The following is a 15971-nucleotide window of genomic DNA, read 5'->3' on the forward strand; positions in this document are numbered from 1 at the left end:
CGGCCGTCAGGAACACTCCTCCGCGTCGGCCTGCGCGCACAGATTGCCCTCGACCAGGCCAAGGAGCCGCGCGAACTCCGCCCGGTCCCGCTCGGAGAGCCCCGCCAGGGTCTGCTCCTCCAGCGTTCCCCACACCCCGGCCACGTCCTCCAGGAGGCCGCAACTGCGGTCCGTCGCCTCGACGAGTGAGGCGCGGCGGTCGCTCGGGTCGGGGGTGCGGCGCACGTGGCCCGACTGCTCCAGGCGCTGGAGCATCTTCGTGACCGTGGACGGATCCAGGTCGAGCGTCCTGATCAGTTCGGACTGACGCACGGGCCCCTGGTCCCACAGGTGCATCATCACGAACTCCTGCCCCGGATAGAGCCCAAGACCGCGCAGCCGCTGCCCGGCGGCGATCCGGTGCAGCCGGGCGACGCGGGAGAGGGCCAGGCTGACGGGGCCGTTGCGGGCGGCGACCGGGAGCTGACCGGTGCAGGCGGGGTCGTCGGGGGTGGGGGACATGGGGGCTCCTCTCGGCTTGTCCACGAGATTACCTTGGCCGGCCAATTAATGCGTTACAGTGAAGGCGGCTCGATTACTTGGCCGACCAATGTTTTATTGCGGCCGTGTGTCGCTCTTGTGTCGCCCTGTGCCACATCCCGTTGATCGGAGTAGCCATGACCACCGCTTTCGACCCCATCGACCTCCCCGGCACCCGCCTGGCCAACCGCATAGCCATGGCCCCCATGACCCGCAGCCGGGCCGGCGAGGGCGGCACCGCTACCGCCCTGACCGCCGAGTACTACGCGCAGCGTGCCTCCGCCGGACTCATCGTCACCGAGGGGATCCAGCCCTCGGCCGTGGGCCAGGGCTATGCCTGGACGCCGGGCCTGTACACCACGGAGCAGATCGACTCCTGGCGCCCGGTCACCGACGCCGTGCACGCCGCGGGCGGCAAGATCTTCGCCCAGGTGATGCACTCGGGCCGGATCGGCCACCCGTCGTTGCAGCCGGACGGCGGCGCGCCGGTCGCCCCGTCCGCCGTCGCCCCGGAGGGCAAGGCCTTCACGAACGAGGGCTTCCAGGACTTCACCACCCCGCGCGAGCTGACCGCCGACGAGGTCCGCGCGACCGTGACCGACTTCGCCGAGGCCGCCCGCGGCGCCGTGGCGGCCGGCTTCGACGGCGTCGAACTGCACGGCGCCAACGGCTACTTGATCCACCAGTTCCTCTCGCCCGGCACGAACCTGCGTACCGACGAGTGGGGCGGCAGCGTGCAGAACCGCATCCGGTTCGCCGTCGAGGCGGTCAGGGCCGTCGCCGACGCCATCGGCGCGGAGCGCACCGCCATCCGCCTCTCGCCCGGCAACCCGTACAACTCCATGGGCGACCACGACACGGTCGAGACCTACACCGCGCTCGTCGACGCCCTGGAGCCGCTGGGCCTCGCCTACCTGCACGTACTGGAGGTGGGCGAGCAGAGCCGCGAGGTGACCGTCGATCTGCGCAAGCGGTTCAGCGGACCCTTCGTCCTGAACGCGCACACCGAGGGCCCGACCGACCACCGGGCCCTGTCCCTGGTCGAGGAGGGGGTAGCCGACATCCTCAGCTTCGGCGCCCTCTTCCTCGCCAACCCGGACCTGCCGGCCCGCCTCGGGAGCGAGGGCCCGTACAACGCCCCGGACCCGGCGACCTTCTTCGGCGGCACCGAGAAGGGCTACACGGACTACCCCACGCGGTAGCCCCCGGAACAGCGGTTGGGGCGGGACCGGCAATCGGTCCCGCCCCAACTCATCTGCGTACGAGGATCACTTCACCGGAGTGAAGTCCCGCGCCCCGATGAACTCCGGACGCCGCACCGGCGCCGCGAACGGCTCCACCGCCGTGTTCTCCACGCTGTTGAACACGATGAACACGTTCGAGCGCGGGTACGGGGTGATGTTGTCGCCGGAGCCGTGCATGGCGTTGCAGTCGAACCACGTCGCCGAGCCGGGCGAGCCGGTGAACAGCTGGATCCCGTGCGCGTCGGCGAACTTGGTGAGGGCCTCGTCCGAGGGCAGGCCCGCGTCCTGCATCTGCAGCGACTTCTTGTAGTTGTCCTTCGGCGTCTCACCCGCGCAGCCGAGGAACGTCTTGTGCGAGCCGGGCATGATCATGAGCCCGCCGTTGGTGTCGTAGTTCTCCGTCAGCGCGATGGAGACGGACACCGTCCGCATGTTCGGCAGCCCGTCCTCGGCGTGCCAGGTCTCGAAGTCCGAGTGCCAGTAGAAGCCCCGAGCCCCGAAACCGGGCTTGACGTTGATCCGCGACTGGTGGACGTAGACGTCCGAGCCGAGGATCTGACGCGCCCGCCCGACGATGCGCTCGTCGCGCACCAGGTTGGCGAAGACCTCGCTGATCTTGTGGATCTCGAAGACCGAGCGAATCTCCTGCGACTGCTTCTCGACGACGGAACGCTCGTCGGCGCGCATCGTCGGATCGGTCACCAGACGGTTCAACTCGGCCTGGTAGGTGCCGATCTCGTCCGGGCCGATCAGCTCGTCGATGGCGAGGAAGCCGTCCCGCTCGAAGGAGGTGAGGTCCGACTGGCGGATCGGCCCTCGCGCTCCCTCCGCCGACCAGACGACCGGGTCGACACGCGGCGTGGCCACCTCGGAGGCGCCTCGCGTCGGGTACAGGTCCGTGATGTCGGGTGCGGTCGTCATCGGGATCAGGCCTCCTCGTCTTCTGTCAGCAGCGGGTAGACGCCGTTCTCGTCGTGGTCCTCCCGTCCGGTCACCGGAGGGTTGAACACGCAGACGCAGCGGAAGTCGGTCTTCGGGCGCATGGTGTGCTTCTCGTGGCCGTCCAGGAGGTACATCGTTCCTGGCTCGATCCAATGCGTCTCACCGGTCTCCCGGTTGGTGAGCTCGGCCTCGCCCTCGACGCACAGCACGGCCTCGATGTGGTTGGCGTACCACATGTCGGTCTCGGTGCCCGCGTAGAGGATCGTCTCGTGCAGAGAGAAGCCGACCTTCTCCTTGGCAAGCACGATGCGCTTGCTCTCCCAGGTGCCGGTCGCCGACTTCACGTGCCGGTCGGTGTTCTCTATCTCCTTGAACGAACGGACAATCACGGTGAGTTGCTGCCTTTCCTCGTAACTTGGTTGTGCTGGTCAGACGGTCTCGCGCACGGCTCGGGTGAGCGTGCGAAGCCCCTCGTCCAGCTCCTCGCGCGTGATCGTCAGCGCCGGAAGCAGCTTGACGACCTCGCTCTCGGGGCCGGAGGTCTCGATGAGCAGGCCCAGCTCGAACGCCCTCTTGGCGACCTTGCCGGCCCGGTCCTTGTCGCGGAACTCGATGCCCCAGACCAGGCCCCGGCCGCGGTATTCGACGATCTCCTCGGAGTACTCGGTGCGCAGGGCGCCGAGCACCTCGTCGATCTGCTCGCCGCGCTCCAGGGTCTGCTTCTCCATGGCCGCGCCGTCGGTCCAGTACGTCTCCAGGGCGGCGGCGGCCGTCACGAACGCGGGGTTGTTGCCGCGGAACGTGCCGTTGTGCTCGCCGGGCTCCCAGACGTCCAGCTCCGGCTTGAACATGCACAGGGACATGGGAAGCCCGTACCCGCTGATGGACTTCGAAACGGTCACGATGTCCGGCGTGATGCCCGCCTCCTCGAACGAGAAGAAGGCGCCGGTGCGGCCGCAGCCCATCTGAATGTCGTCGACGATCAGGAGCATGTCCCAACGTTCGCAGACATCCGCCAGTTTGCGCAGCCACTCGGCACGGGCGACATTGATGCCGCCCTCGCCCTGGACCGTCTCGACGATCACGGCGGCCGGGGTGTTCAGGCCCGAGCCGGAGTCCTCGAGCAGGCGCTCGAACCAGATGAAGTCCGGCGTCTGCCCGTCGAGGTAGTTGTCGAACGGCATCGGCGTGCCGTGCACCAGCGGGATGCCGGCGCCGGCCCGCTTGAAGGCGTTGCCGGTCACGGCGAGCGAGCCGAGCGACATGCCGTGGAAGGCGTTGGTGAAGGACACGATGGACTCGCGGCCCTTGACCTTGCGGGCCAGCTTCAGCGCGGACTCGACGGCGTTGGTGCCCGTCGGGCCCGGGAACATGACCTTGTAGGGCAGGTCGCGCGGCCGCAGGATGATGTTCTGGAAGGACTCCAGGAAGTTGCGCTTGGCCGAGGTCGACATGTCGAGCCCGTGCACGACGCTGTCGCGCTCCAGGTAGTCGATCAGGGCGCGTTTCAGGACCGGGTTGTTGTGGCCGTAGTTGAGCGAACCGGCACCGGCGAAGAAGTCCAGGTACTCGTGGCCGTCCTCGTCGTACATACGGCTGCCCCGGGCCCGGTCGAAGACGGTGGGCCAGCTGCGGCAGTAGCTGCGCACCTCCGACTCAAGGGTCTCGAAGACGCTCAGGTCCGGCTGGGTGATGGTCACAGCAAAAACTCCTCTAGGGAGGGAAAGTTGAGGGGGGTTCGGGGTGAGTGGGGCGAGGGCGCGCTCAGGCCAGCGGGCCTATGCGGTACAGCTCCTCGGGCAGGTGCCCGTCGTCCGGGAACAGGCCCGCGTCGAACAGCACCGTGCGTGCCACACCGACGCGGTGCCGGCGGGCGAACGAGGTGAACAGGGCCTGGGACGCGGCGTTGTCGGGCGTGATGGTCGTCTCCAGCGTGGTGACCGGACGCGCCGCCGCCACTCGCGCGGCCAGCCCGTCGAGCAGCGCGGCGGCGAGGCCGCGCCCGCGGTGCGCAGCGTCCACGGCGACCTGCCACACCACGAGGATGTCGGGTCGGTCGGGACGTACGTAACCGGTGATGAAACCGGCCACCCCACCCTTCTCGTCGCGTGCGATCACCGACGTGGCGGCGAAGTCGCGACACCACAGCAGGTAGCTGTAGGAGGAGTTGAGGTCGAGCACCTTCGAGTCGCGGGCGATACGCCAGATCGCGGCTCCGTCGGCCACCTCTGGGTGGACGATCTTCAGTCCGTCGGGGACCGGGGCCACTTCGGCGACTTCCAGGAATTGCGCTTGTGCGGCGGTCATGCAAATTGAATTTACCGAGCAATTTTCGGGATTGCACCCGCGGAAGGGGTTACGTAGCGAGGCGTTGTGTGTTATCGCGCGCAGGTGGGTGCGCGCACGAAATCCCGGCGATATGTCCCGGTTTACTGGGGGCAAAACGGTCGGAAACGAATTGGTGTGGAGTACGTCACAGTGGCGTAATCTCCATGAGACGCGTCCGAATTACGTAGGTTCCCGTTGATGAAATCTCAGTGTTTACGTCGCGGGGAAGCGGGCAGAAGCAGTACAGGAAGCTTCGCCGGATGGCCCCGATAAAGTGCGGGACAATTCTGCCTGAACAATTCTTGGATAAAGGAAAAGGCGCCGCCCGGAAATAGGGCGGCGCCTAGAGCTGAGTGCGCCGGTTCGTGCGCCGGGGTGCTTATTCCCAGGCGGCCGCGACCGCCTTTCGCGCCCCTTCCAGATCGACCTCGGACCCGGCCTCCGCGAGCGCCCCGCCGAGCGCGGCGAGCGAGGACTGCACGACGCCGCGGGTCGCCTGCGGTCCGTAGTGGTTGACCCGGATCATCTCCTGAGCGAGGGCGCCACCACCCGCGACCAGCGGGAGGACCGGGTCCACGGCCAGCGCCCGCGCCACCAGCTCACGGGCGTCCGTGCCGGCCGGAGCGCGCAGTGTAGTGGCGACAGGAGCGGCGTCACCGGCTTCGTGAACGTATGGCTCAAGTCCACCGCCCAGCGCGATCGTCCCGGCGCGCGTGGCCGCGGCGGCCGAGGCGTGCCGCGCCATCAGCGACGGGAGCCCCTCGCTCTCGATGCGCTCCACGCATGCCTCCAGGGCGAGCATCTCCAACTGCGCCGGCGCGTGCAGCAGCGCCTTGCGGCCGCCGTCCACCCACCGCTGCTTCCAGTCGAGGAGCGAGAGGTAGGAGTGGCGCGGCGCGTTCGGGTTGGCGGCCATCCGCTCCCAGGCCCGCGCGCTCACGGAGACGGCCGAGACACCGGCCGGGCCGCCCATCGCCTTCTGCGCGCCGATCACGCACAGGTCGACGCCCCACGCATCGGGCAGTACCGGCTCCGCGGCGATCGACGCGACGGCGTCCAGGTAGAACAGGGCCCCGTGCGCCCGCACCACCTCACCGATCTCCGCGACCGGGTTGGTGTTGCCGGTCGCCGCCTCCGCGTGCACCAGGGACACGAAGTCGATCTCCGGGTGCTCGGCGAGCGCCTGCCCGACCTGCTCGGCGGTGACGGCCGTGTGGAAGGGCACCGCGAGGTCGTGCACCGTGGCGCCGCAGTCGCGCAGCCAGTCGCCGAAGGTCTGCCCGTACGGACCGGTGATCACGTTCAGTGCCACGGTGCCGGGCCCCGCGGCGGCGCGGATCGCGCCCTCCAGCGGAAGCAGCGCCTCACCCTGCATGATCACGACGTCCTGCGAGGTGTCCATCAGCCGGGCCACACGGTCCTCGATGGAGGCGAAATGCTCGGCGCTCAACGGGGCCAGGTCGAGAAACGGGTGCGTCACGGTGGGGCTCTCTTCGCTCACGGGTTCGTACGGGTACCGGTGTCGAGCGTACCCATCGCCTCATAGGCTTCGGGCATGAGTCTTGGCGGGGTGCTGCACGTGAAGGGCCGGGTCCTGGCGGGTCCCGACGACGTACGCGACGAGCTGTGGGTGGTGGACGGCCGGATCACCTACGAACGGCCGGTGACGGCGGGGCTCGACGTCACCACCGTCGAGGGCTGGACGCTGCCCGGCCTGGTCGACGCGCACTGTCACGTGGGCCTCGACGCGCACGGCCCGGTCCCCGCCGAGACCGCGGAGAAGCAGGCGCTCACCGACCGCGACCACGGCACGCTGCTGCTGCGCGACGCCGGCTCCCCGTCCGACACCCGCTGGATCGACGACCGCGAGGACCTGCCGCGCATCGTCCGCGCCGGCCGGCACATCGCCCGCACCCGCCGCTACATCCGCAACTACGCCCACGAGATCGAGCCCGAGGACCTCGTCGCGTACGTCGCCCAGGAGGCCCGGCGCGGCGACGGCTGGGTCAAGCTCGTCGGTGACTGGCTCGACCGCGGTATCGGCGACCTGAGCGCCTGCTGGCCCCGTGAGGCCGTCGAGGCGGCCATCGCCGAGGCGCACCGGCTCGGCGCCCGCGTCACCGCCCACTGCTTCGCCGAGGACTCGCTGCGCGATCTGGTCGAGGCGGGCATCGACTGCATCGAGCACGCCACCGGCCTGACCGACGACACCATTCCGCTCTTCGCCGAGCGCGGCGTCGCGATCGTCCCGACGCTCGTGAACATCGCGACGTTCCCGGACCTCGCCGCGGGCGGCGAGAGCAAGTTCCCCGACTGGTCCGCGCACATGCGCCGCCTGTACGAGCGTCGCTACGACACCGTCCGCGACGCCTACGACGCCGGGATCCCGGTCTACGTCGGCACGGACGCGGGCGGCGCCCTCGCGCACGGCCTGGTGGCGGGCGAGGTCGAGGAGCTGGTGAAGGCCGGCATCCCGCCCGTCGAGGCGCTCTCGGCGACGGCATGGGGCGCGCGGTCCTGGCTCGGCCGCCCCGGCCTCGACGAGGGCGCCTCCGCCGACCTCGTCGTCTACGCGACGGACCCGCGCGAGGACGTCCGGGCGCTGGCGGCGCCGCGCAGGATCGTGTTGCGGGGCAACGTGGTGGGTTGACGCAGCGTCACCGCCGCGCCCCGGTGCTCGTTTGGCACCCTCCGGTGGCGCCCGCGCGGTCGCGCCGCGCACCGCGGGCGCATCCGCGGTGCGGGCGACATCGGCGGGGCGGATGGGAACGGACGAGCCTCAGGATTCGAAGGTGTGCGCGGAAACGCCCCTTTGGGGTGAACTGACGCCTGGTTGCTGACCGTTCACTCTCAGTGCGTAAAGATTCCCCTCAACGATGACCAGTCGGGACCGTCCCGTCCCGGCGCACTGTCCCGGTTCTGCTCTCTGTGGGGGTCCCATCAGCATGCCCAGCTCCGCCCTGAACACCGTCCTGCGCACGCCCGCCCGTCGCCTCGCCGCGACCGCCGCCGCCACCGCGCTCGCCCTCGGCCCGACCGTGCTCGCGACCGCGGGCCCCGCCGCGGCCACCGAGCACAGCGGCGGCAAGGCCGGCGCCGTCGTGCTCCGCACGGGACTCGACGTATCGCTCCTCAACAAGACCGTGAATGTCCCGCTCAAGGTCTCGCTCAACGAGGTGCAGGCGCCCAAGAGCGCCGACAGGACCGCGCTGACCGCCCAGTTGGACGGGGTCGACGGCGGAAAGCCGTTCAGCGTGCTGCGCGCGGACGTGGCGCGGACGAAGGCCACGGTCGAGGGCGGGAAGGCGGAGGGGCTCACCCGGCTCGCCCACGCCAAGGTGCACGTCCCCGGCCTTCCGCTGCTCTCCCTCATCGAGGTCGACCAGGTCACGTCCAGGGCGCTGTGCGTGGCGGGCGAGAAGCCGGTCGCCGAGTCGAACCTGCTGGGCGGCGTCACTGTCCTCGGCAAGAAGGTCACCCTGTCGACCGGCGGCACGACGTCCATCAAGGTCCCGCAGGTCGGCGAGGTGACCCTCGGCCTCTCCAACCGTTCCACGACGGACACGACGGCGGCGGCCTCTGCGCTCCAACTCAAGGTCCACGTCAACCCGTTGAACCTCAACGTCGCCGAGGTCGACGGCGAGGTCACGCTCGCGGAGGCCACGTGCGAGACGCCGAAGGCGGCGGAGGCGCCCGCGCCGAAGCCGAAGCCTCAGGGCGAGAAGGGTGAGGTCCCGGTCGAGAAGACGCAGGCGCAGCCCGCGTCCGACAAGCAGGACCTGGCGGAGACGGGTGGCAATGAGATGACCCCGTACATCGCGGGCGGCGCGATCGTCCTCCTCGCGGCGGGCGGCGGCGCGGTGGCGATGGCCCGCCGGGGCCGCAACCGGGCGTAACCCTTCGGGTGACCGATTCAAGCCCCTGCGGCGATTGAGCAGCGGGGTCCGGGGCGGAGCCCCGAGGCCGCAACGCCGCAGGGGCGCACGGTCGCGGGGCGCTGCCCCGGACCCCGCGCCTCAATCGCCGCAGGGGCTTGAATTGCCTCATCCGCCGCCGGGGCTTGAATTTGCCTCAATCGCCGCAGGGGCTTGATTCAAGAACCCCGGCCAACGCGGCAGCGAACGTGTTGCTCGTCGCCCGGTCCCGGACCGCGACCCGGACCCAGTCCGCCCCGAGCCCCGGGAACGTGTCGCCGCGCCGCACCGCGAACCCGGCCGAACGCAACCGCTCCCGCACCACCCCGGCCCCCGGGACCCGGACGAGGACGAACGGCCCCTCCGCCGGCCCGGCCACCGCCACCCCGTACGGCGCCAACCTTCGCAACAGGCCCACCAGATGCTCCCGGTCCGCCGTGACGGCAACCGCCGCGTCCGCCGCCTCCGCCACCCCGCGAGTGGACACACACGCCTGCGCGGCGGCGAGCGCGGGCGAGGACACCGGCCACAGCGGCTGCGCCCGCTCGAGCGCCGCCACCACCTCCGGCTCCGCCACCACATAGCCGACCCGCAGCCCGGCCAGGCCCCACGTCTTCGTCAGGCTCCGCAGCACCACGAGCCCCGGCACGTCCGTCCGCCCCGCCAGGGACTCCCGCTCGCCCGGCACGGCGTCCATGAATGCCTCGTCGACCACCAGGAAACGCCCCGGCCGCGCCAACTGCCGCACCACATCCGCCGGATGCAGCACGGACGTCGGATTGGTCGGGTTGCCGACGACCACCAGATCCGCCTCGTGCGGCACCCGCGCCGGATCGAGCCGGAACCCGTCCTCCTCGCGGAGCAGCACCCGCCCCACCGCATGCCCGGCATCCTCAAGAGCCGCCTCGGGCTCGGTGAACTGCGGGTGCACGACGACGGGTCTGCGCACCCGCAGCGCCCGCGCGAGCAGCACGAACGCCTCCGCCGCCCCGGCGGTGAGCAGCACCCGCTCCACCGGCACCCCGTGGTGCGCCGCCACCGCGGCCCGCGCGGCCCGCCCGTCCGGATACGCCGCGAGCCCTTCAAGTGACCCGGCGATGTGCTCGCGCAGCCAGACCGGCGGCGTGCCCGTGCGCACGTTCACCGCGAGATCCGTCAACTTCTCGCCGTCGTCGCGGACTTCGGCGTCCCCGTGGTGCCGCAGATCGGGCCCGCCGGCGGGATCCGCCACGGCCGGGGCGGCCGCGCAGCGCACGTCGACCTCCGGATGCGCCGCGGCCCACCCCACGGCCTGCGCGTGGAACCGCTCCGGCGGCAGCGCCCCGTAGGGCAGCACGACGACCCGCCGCGCGCCGAGCGCCGCGCACCGGTCGAGCCCCGCGGGCACGTCGGGCGCCGCCGACACATACGCCGGCTCCACGCCCGCGTAGCCGCTGCCCTCCCACAACAGCCGTGCGGCAGCGGCGAGTTCGGCGTTGGCCGCGGAGTCGGCCGAGCCGGCCCCGACGAGCAGCACGGTCACATCGGCCCGGTCGCGGGGTGTCCGTGGGCCGCCGCCGAGAACGTCGTCGAGCCGTTGCTCCAGAGCGGCGAGCAGGGCCGGGGGAGGGGTGTGCATGGGGGCGGGCTCCTTGCAGGAGATCGAGAGGGGAATCCAGTGGGAAGGAGAAGCCGGGCCGGTCCCTACCCGGGCCGGGCCACCGCACACGTCACCCGGCCCGGGCCCCCGCCCGCCCCGGCCGACGTCCGCTTCGGGACGAGCAGTTCACCACCGCGTACGAGCGCGGCGGCCTCGGCGACCGAAGGGGTGCCCACGGCGGCGCGGGCCCGCGCGGACGGATGCGGCACGCGGACGGCGGCGAGCCGCTCGGCGTCGTACGTCTCCAGGGGCACGCCCAGCGCCTCCGCCGCCGCGACGACGCCCGGCTCCCGGCCCTTCGCCTCGACCGTCGCGAGCGCCAGAAGTTCCACCGCGCCCGCCTCGGCCAGCACCGCCCGGACGAGCCCGAGGACCTCGTCCGCGGACACGCCGGACCGGGCGCCGACACCGACCACCACGCCGCGCAGGATGTGCGGGGAGGCCCCCGGATGGGTTAGCAAGGGGCCATGGCCGTGATCGTGGCGCTGAGCGCTTTCCTGATGACTTTGGTCGGCGGCTGGACCGCGCAGCGGGTCACCGACCGGCGCCACCTGGTGCTCGGCCTCGCCGGCGGCCTGGTGCTCGGCGTGGTCGGCCTCGACCTGCTGCCCGAGGCCCTGGAGGCGCTGGACAGCGAGCTGTACGGGGTGCCGACGGCGCTGCTGCTGTTCGTGGCCGGATTCCTCGGCGCGCACATCATGGAGCACCTGCTGGCCCGCCGCCAGGCCGCCCACGGGGCGGAGGAGGGCACGAACGGCCGGGCCCCCGAGGTGGGGATCACGGCGGCGTCCGCGATGGTCGGGCACAGCCTGATGGACGGCATGGCGATCGGCGCCGCCTTCCAGATCGGCGGCGGCATGGGCGCCGCCGTGGCGCTCGCCGTGGTCGCCCACGACTTCGCCGACGGCTTCAACACGTACACGATCACCCGGCTGTACGGGAACGCCCGCCGCAAGGCGCTGATCATGCTGTTCGCGGACGCGGCGGCGCCCGTCGTGGGCGCCGCGTCGACGCTCCTGTTCACCATTCCGGAGCAACTGCTCGGCGGCTATCTCGGCTTCTTCGGCGGCGTGCTGCTCTACCTGGCCGCCGCCGAGATCCTCCCGGAGGCCCACCACGAGCACCCGGCCCGCTCGACGCTGCTGTGCACCGTCGCGGGTGCGGCCTTCATCTGGCTCGTGGTGGGCATCGCGGGCTGACCGGTTCACGGAGCGGAGCACCGCTCGACGAGGCGCCGCGCGATGTCCGGCAGCGCCGCCCAGTGCGTGTGCAGATAGCTGGCGTGCACACCGCCCTGTACGAAGCCCTCGACGCGCGGCGTCGGCAGCCGCATGCCCCACGCGGGGGTGGGCCCGGCGCCCGGTTCGATGGTGGTCCGGTGGAACTCGTGACCGCGCAGCCGGGCGCCCGCCGGGGCGAGCACGCTGTCGGACACGGCGACGGCGTCCCGGTAGCCGAGGGTGAGCCGACCGGACATCTTCGCGTCGGCGTCGAGCACCCCGCACATCGGCTGCCCGTCGAGGGACCGCGACAGGTACAGCAGCCCCGCGCACTCCGCGACCACCGGCGCACCGGACCGCGCCAACTCGGCCACGGCCTTGCGCAGCCGTTCGTTGGCGGACAGCTCGGGCGCGTACACCTCGGGGAACCCGCCACCGATCACGACGGCCGCGGTGTTCTCGGGAAGCTGCTCGTCGTGCAGCGGATCGAACGCGACGACCTCGGCCCCCGCAGCCCGCAACAACTCCGTGTGCTCGGCATACGAAAAGGTGAACGCAGCACCCCCAGCAACCGCGACAATCGGTCGGCCAGAGCCGACATTTTCAGCCCCTCCGGCGATTGAGGAGCGGGGTCCGGGGCAGAGCCCCGCGGCCGCATCCCCGATGCCGCCCAGAGCCTCCGGGGCACCGGGACTCCACACATCCGTACGGAGAGCCGGCGCGCTACGGGCAAGCCCCAACAACCCCTCCAGGTCACACCCCTCCCGCACCATCTCCGCCGCGGCCCGGACGGAGTCCACCGCCTCCGCACTCCGCTCGGCCACCGGCACAAGCCCCAGGTGCCGCGAGGGCGTCGCCACCTGCGGAGCCCGCCGCAGCGCCCCGTACACCGGGACCCCGACCTCCTCCATGGCCTCGCGCAGCAGCTCCTCGTGCCGGTCGGAGCCGACCTTGTTGAGGATGACGCCCGCGAGGCGCACCTCGGGGTCGAAGGAGGCGAAACCGTGCACGAGCGCGGCCACCGACCGCGACTGCGAGGAGGCGTCGACGACGAGCACGACGGGCGCCTTGAGCAGCTTCGCGACATGCGCCGTGGACGCCAGCTCCCCTTCCCCCGACGCACCGTCGAACAGCCCCATCACGCCTTCCACGACGGCGAGTTCGCACCCGGCCGAGCCGTGCGCGAACAGCGGAGCGACGAGCTCGGGCCCGCACATGTACGCGTCGAGGTTGCGCCCGGGGCGGCCGGTCGCGAGCGCGTGGTAGCCGGGGTCGATGTAGTCGGGCCCCACCTTGTGCGGCGACACGGCGAGCCCGCGCTCGGCGAACGCCGCCATCAGGCCCGTCGCCACGGTCGTCTTGCCGGTGCCGGAGGCGGGCGCGGCGACGACGAGCCGCGGCACGTCCACGGCCTGCGTACCTACCATTCGATGCCCCGCTGGCCCTTCTGGCCCTCGTCCATCGGGTGCTTCACCTTCGACATGTCGGTGACGAGATCCGCGAACTCGACCAGCTTCTCGGGGGCGTTGCGGCCGGTGATGACGACATGCTGCTGCCCGGGACGGTTGCGCAGCGTCTCGACGACGTCGTCCACGTCGATCCAGCCCCAGTGCATCGGGTAGGCGAATTCGTCGAGCACGTACAGCTTGTACGTCTCGTTGGCCAGGTCCCGCTTGACCTGCTCCCAGCCCTCCCGGGCCTTCTCCTCGTTGTCGGCCTGGTCGTCGCGCTGCACCCACGACCAGCCCTCGCCCATCTTGTGCCAGGCCACGGTGCCGCCCTCGCCGCTCGCGCCGAGCGTCTTGAGCGCGTTCTCCTCGCCGACCTTCCACTTCGCGGACTTGACGAACTGGAACACCCCGATCGGCCACCCCTGGTTCCAGGCGCGCAGTGCGAGCCCGAACGCGGCCGTGGACTTGCCCTTGCCGATGCCGGTGTGCACGAACACCAGCGGGCGGTTGCGGCGCTGACGTGTCGTCAGCCCGTCGTTCGGTACGACGCTCGGCTGTCCCTGCGGCATTTAAGCGGCCCTCCTGGTGGTGTTCTGTGTTCCGGTGACGTCCTTCACGAGCCCGGCGATCGAGTCCGCCCGCAGCTCGTCCAGCGTGACGGCGGTGCCGCCGAGCCGTCCGGCCAGCTCACCGGCGAGCCCGAGCCGCACCATGCCGGTCTCGCAGTCGACGACGACGCTCGCCGTGCCCTCGGCGGCGTGCAGCCCGGCCGCCCGGCCCGCGAGCCGCACCGGCTCGGGGCCGCCGGTCGCGCGCCCGTCGGTCACGACGACCATCAGCGGCCGCCGAGCCGGATCCCGCAGCCGCTCCACGCGCAGCACCTCGTGCGCCTTCAGGAGCCCGGCCGCCAGCGGGGTGCGCCCGCCGGTCGGCAGCGACTCCAGGCGGCTCGCCGCCGCGTCCACGCTCGACGTGGGCGGCAGGGCGACCTCGGCCGCCGACTTCCGGAAGGTCACGAGCCCGACCTTGTCCCGCCGCTGGTACGCGTCGAGCAGCAGGGACAGCACGGCGCCCTTCACGGCGGTCATCCGCTGCCGCGCCGCCATCGACCCGGAGGCGTCGACCACGAACAGGACGAGGTTCCCCTCGCGCCCCTCGCGGGTCGCCTGCCGCAGATCGTCACGGCGGACGACGAGCCCCCGGCCCGAACGACCACGCGCGCGCTGGTGCGGGGCGGCGGCCTGCACGGTCGCCGCCAGGTGCAGCTTCGTCAGGGCGCCGCGGGGCCGCGTCGCCCCCGTGGTGCGGCCGTGCTCGGTACGCGCCCGGGACCGCCGCCCCGCCGCGCCCTCACCGAGTCCGGGCACGCTCAGCATCTTCGTGCGAAAGGGCTCACCGGCCGCCACGGGCTTCTGCTCGGGGGCGCCGCCGGACGCGGGGGCGGCGGCGGGCACCTCGGGGGAGTCCTCCCGGTCGTCGCCGGCCGGGGCGTCCTGCGGGTCCCGCGTGTCCTGCGGGTCGCCGCTCTCCTGCGGAGCGTCGTGCGGGCCGTCCTGCTGGGGCGGCACACCGCCACCGGGACCGCCGCCGTCCGGGCCGCCGCCCGGCCCGTCGGGATCGTCGTCCCCGTCCGGGCCCTCCGGCTCCTCCTGCGGCCCGAACTCGTCCAGGGTCTCGTCGAGCTTGTCCTCGTCGAGGCCCGGCGCGTCGAAGGGGTTGCGGCGCCTGCGGTGCGGCAGCGCGAGCAGCGCGGCCTGCCGTACGTCCTCCGCCAGTACGTCCTCGCGCCCCGCCCAGGCGGCGAGCGCGGTGGCCGTGCGCGCCATCACGATGTCGGCGCGCATGCCGTCCACCTCGAAGGCCGCGCACGTCGCCGCGATCTGCGTCAACGCCCGGTCGCCGAGCCGGACCTGGGGGAGCAGCTCGCGCGCGGCGACGATCCGGGCCCGCACCTCGGCCTCGTCCTCGGCCCACCGGCCCGCGAAGCCCTCGGGGTCGTCGTCGTAGGCGAGCCGCCGCTTGACGACCTCCACCCGCTGCTCCGGCTCGCGCGAGGCCGCGACCTCCACGGTCAGCCCGAACCGGTCGAGCAACTGCGGCCGCAGCTCGCCCTCTTCCGGGTTCATCGTCCCGACGAGGAGGAAGCGCGCGGCGTGCCGCACGGAGACGCCCTCGCGCTCGACGTACGAGGCGCCCATGGCGGCGGCGTCGAGGAGCAGGTCGACCAGGTGGTCGTGGAGCAGGTTGACCTCGTCGACGTACAGGATCCCGCGGTGGGCGTCGGCCAGCAGCCCCGGCTCGAAGGCCTTCACGCCCTCGGAGAGCGCCCGCTCGATGTCGAGCGCGCCCACGAGCCGGTCCTCGGACGCGCCGACCGGCAACTCGACCATGCGTGCGTCCCGTTGGGAGCCGGGGGTGTCGGAGTGCGGCCCGTCGGGGCACTGCGGATCGGGCGCCGCCGGATCACAGGAGAACCGGCACCCGGCGACGACGTCGACGCCCGGCATGAGCGCGGACAGGGCCCGTACGGCGGTGGACTTCGCGGTCCCCTTCTCCCCGCGCACGAGCACACCGCCCACGGCGGGCGACACGGCGTTGAGCAACAGAGCAAGCCGCAGATCGTCCTGCCCGACGACGGCGGTAAACGGATAGGGGGTGGTCATCGAACGTCATCCTCCAGCTCGGTGAGGCTGCTTGGGGGCGCGGGGAACTGC

The 15971-nt window shown here is 71.9% G+C and carries 15 protein-coding genes and 1 pseudogene; 4 read left to right on the forward strand and 12 right to left on the reverse strand.

The window, feature by feature from the left end; translation table 11 throughout:
- Positions 1 to 6 precede the first annotated feature (6 nt).
- A complete protein-coding gene (locus tag ACIA8D_RS16130) occupies positions 7 to 501 on the reverse strand; it encodes a MarR family winged helix-turn-helix transcriptional regulator (RefSeq protein WP_399232500.1) in 495 nt (164 codons plus the stop codon).
- A gap of 155 nt (positions 502 to 656) precedes the next feature.
- Between ACIA8D_RS16130 and ACIA8D_RS16135 the strand changes: the two genes are divergently transcribed.
- Complete coding sequence (locus ACIA8D_RS16135) at positions 657 to 1721, forward strand: alkene reductase (protein WP_399232502.1); 1065 nt, start codon at positions 657 to 659, stop codon at positions 1719 to 1721.
- A 66-nt stretch (positions 1722 to 1787) separates the two neighbouring features.
- Here the strand turns inward: ACIA8D_RS16135 and thpD are convergent, their stop codons facing one another.
- The 5 genes from thpD to ACIA8D_RS16160 form a co-directional block, all read right to left on the reverse strand.
- Positions 1788 to 2684: an ectoine hydroxylase gene (gene thpD, locus ACIA8D_RS16140; RefSeq protein WP_399232503.1), complete on the reverse strand. Its 897-nt coding sequence runs from the start codon at positions 2682 to 2684 to the stop codon at positions 1788 to 1790.
- A 5-nt stretch (positions 2685 to 2689) separates the two neighbouring features.
- Positions 2690 to 3094, reverse strand: a complete 405-nt coding sequence (locus tag ACIA8D_RS16145; RefSeq protein ID WP_266721029.1) for an ectoine synthase — start codon at positions 3092 to 3094, stop codon at positions 2690 to 2692.
- A 39-nt stretch (positions 3095 to 3133) separates the two neighbouring features.
- Complete coding sequence (gene ectB / locus ACIA8D_RS16150; protein WP_399232505.1) at positions 3134 to 4405, reverse strand: diaminobutyrate--2-oxoglutarate transaminase; 1272 nt, start codon at positions 4403 to 4405, stop codon at positions 3134 to 3136.
- 64 nt (positions 4406 to 4469) lie between these two features.
- Positions 4470 to 5012, reverse strand: coding sequence for a diaminobutyrate acetyltransferase (gene ectA, locus ACIA8D_RS16155; RefSeq protein ID WP_399232506.1), 543 nt, complete (start codon positions 5010 to 5012; stop codon positions 4470 to 4472).
- Positions 5013 to 5412: 400 nt separating this feature from the next.
- Positions 5413 to 6513 (reverse strand): pyridoxal-phosphate-dependent aminotransferase family protein, encoded by a 1101-nt coding sequence (locus ACIA8D_RS16160; protein ID WP_399232509.1) that lies wholly within the window; start codon positions 6511 to 6513, stop codon positions 5413 to 5415.
- A 75-nt stretch (positions 6514 to 6588) separates the two neighbouring features.
- On the opposite strand from ACIA8D_RS16160, the gene ACIA8D_RS16165 reads away from it, so the two are divergent.
- Both ACIA8D_RS16165 and ACIA8D_RS16170 read left to right on the forward strand, forming a co-directional pair.
- Positions 6589 to 7683, forward strand: coding sequence for an amidohydrolase family protein (locus tag ACIA8D_RS16165; protein WP_399232511.1), 1095 nt, complete (start codon positions 6589 to 6591; stop codon positions 7681 to 7683).
- Positions 7684 to 7978: 295 nt separating this feature from the next.
- On the forward strand, positions 7979 to 8929 hold the full coding sequence (locus tag ACIA8D_RS16170; protein ID WP_399232513.1) for an SCO1860 family LAETG-anchored protein: 951 nt from the start codon (positions 7979 to 7981) through the stop codon (positions 8927 to 8929).
- 175 nt (positions 8930 to 9104) lie between these two features.
- Here ACIA8D_RS16170 and cobC read toward each other — a convergent pair whose 3' ends face one another.
- The 3 genes and pseudogenes from cobC to ACIA8D_RS16185 form a co-directional block, all read right to left on the reverse strand.
- Positions 9105 to 10202, reverse strand: a complete 1098-nt coding sequence (cobC, locus tag ACIA8D_RS16175; protein ID WP_399232587.1) for an Rv2231c family pyridoxal phosphate-dependent protein CobC — start codon at positions 10200 to 10202, stop codon at positions 9105 to 9107.
- A gap of 81 nt (positions 10203 to 10283) precedes the next feature.
- Positions 10284 to 10565 (reverse strand): annotated as a pseudogene (locus ACIA8D_RS16180) (CbiX/SirB N-terminal domain-containing protein); the annotation flags it as partial.
- 65 nt (positions 10566 to 10630) lie between these two features.
- Entirely contained in the window at positions 10631 to 11047 is a 417-nt protein-coding gene (locus tag ACIA8D_RS16185) for a cobalamin biosynthesis protein (protein ID WP_399232515.1), read from the reverse strand.
- Positions 11048 to 11053: 6 nt separating this feature from the next.
- On the opposite strand from ACIA8D_RS16185, the gene ACIA8D_RS16190 reads away from it, so the two are divergent.
- Entirely contained in the window at positions 11054 to 11785 is a 732-nt protein-coding gene (locus tag ACIA8D_RS16190; RefSeq protein ID WP_399232518.1) for a ZIP family metal transporter, read from the forward strand.
- Positions 11786 to 11790: 5 nt separating this feature from the next.
- Here ACIA8D_RS16190 and ACIA8D_RS16195 read toward each other — a convergent pair whose 3' ends face one another.
- The 3 genes from ACIA8D_RS16195 to ACIA8D_RS16205 are packed head-to-tail and all read right to left on the reverse strand — an operon-like array spanning position 11791 to position 15920.
- Positions 11791 to 13233, reverse strand: coding sequence for a cobyrinate a,c-diamide synthase (locus tag ACIA8D_RS16195; RefSeq protein ID WP_399232520.1), 1443 nt, complete (start codon positions 13231 to 13233; stop codon positions 11791 to 11793).
- On the reverse strand, positions 13227 to 13826 hold the full coding sequence (cobO, locus tag ACIA8D_RS16200; RefSeq protein ID WP_399232522.1) for a cob(I)yrinic acid a,c-diamide adenosyltransferase: 600 nt from the start codon (positions 13824 to 13826) through the stop codon (positions 13227 to 13229). Before cobO ends, ACIA8D_RS16195 begins: the two co-directional genes overlap by 7 nt.
- The gene (locus ACIA8D_RS16205; protein ID WP_399232524.1) at positions 13827 to 15920 is read right to left on the reverse strand and encodes a putative cobaltochelatase; all 2094 of its coding nucleotides are present in this window, start codon (positions 15918 to 15920) and stop codon (positions 13827 to 13829) included.
- Positions 15921 to 15971: the final 51 nt, after the last annotated feature.

Source organism: Streptomyces sp. NPDC051684 (genome assembly GCF_044453445.1).
Taxonomy (GTDB): domain Bacteria; phylum Actinomycetota; class Actinomycetes; order Streptomycetales; family Streptomycetaceae; genus Streptomyces.

Bases quoted from the DNA above. Each gene is read 5' to 3' on its own strand.
- ACIA8D_RS16130 (WP_399232500.1), bottom strand. From the start codon at position 501: ATGTCCCCCACCCCCGACGACCCCGCCTGCACCGGTCAGCTCCCGGTC.
- ACIA8D_RS16135 (WP_399232502.1), top strand. From the start codon at position 657: ATGACCACCGCTTTCGACCCCATCGACCTCCCCGGCACCCGCCTGGCC.
- thpD (WP_399232503.1), bottom strand. From the start codon at position 2,684: ATGACGACCGCACCCGACATCACGGACCTGTACCCGACGCGAGGCGCC.
- ectA (WP_399232506.1), bottom strand. From the start codon at position 5,012: ATGACCGCCGCACAAGCGCAATTCCTGGAAGTCGCCGAAGTGGCCCCG.
- ACIA8D_RS16165 (WP_399232511.1), top strand. From the start codon at position 6,589: ATGAGTCTTGGCGGGGTGCTGCACGTGAAGGGCCGGGTCCTGGCGGGT.
- ACIA8D_RS16170 (WP_399232513.1), top strand. From the start codon at position 7,979: ATGCCCAGCTCCGCCCTGAACACCGTCCTGCGCACGCCCGCCCGTCGC.
- ACIA8D_RS16190 (WP_399232518.1), top strand. From the start codon at position 11,054: ATGGCCGTGATCGTGGCGCTGAGCGCTTTCCTGATGACTTTGGTCGGC.
- ACIA8D_RS16195 (WP_399232520.1), bottom strand. From the start codon at position 13,233: ATGGTAGGTACGCAGGCCGTGGACGTGCCGCGGCTCGTCGTCGCCGCG.
- cobO (WP_399232522.1), bottom strand. From the start codon at position 13,826: ATGCCGCAGGGACAGCCGAGCGTCGTACCGAACGACGGGCTGACGACA.
- ACIA8D_RS16205 (WP_399232524.1), bottom strand. From the start codon at position 15,920: ATGACCACCCCCTATCCGTTTACCGCCGTCGTCGGGCAGGACGATCTG.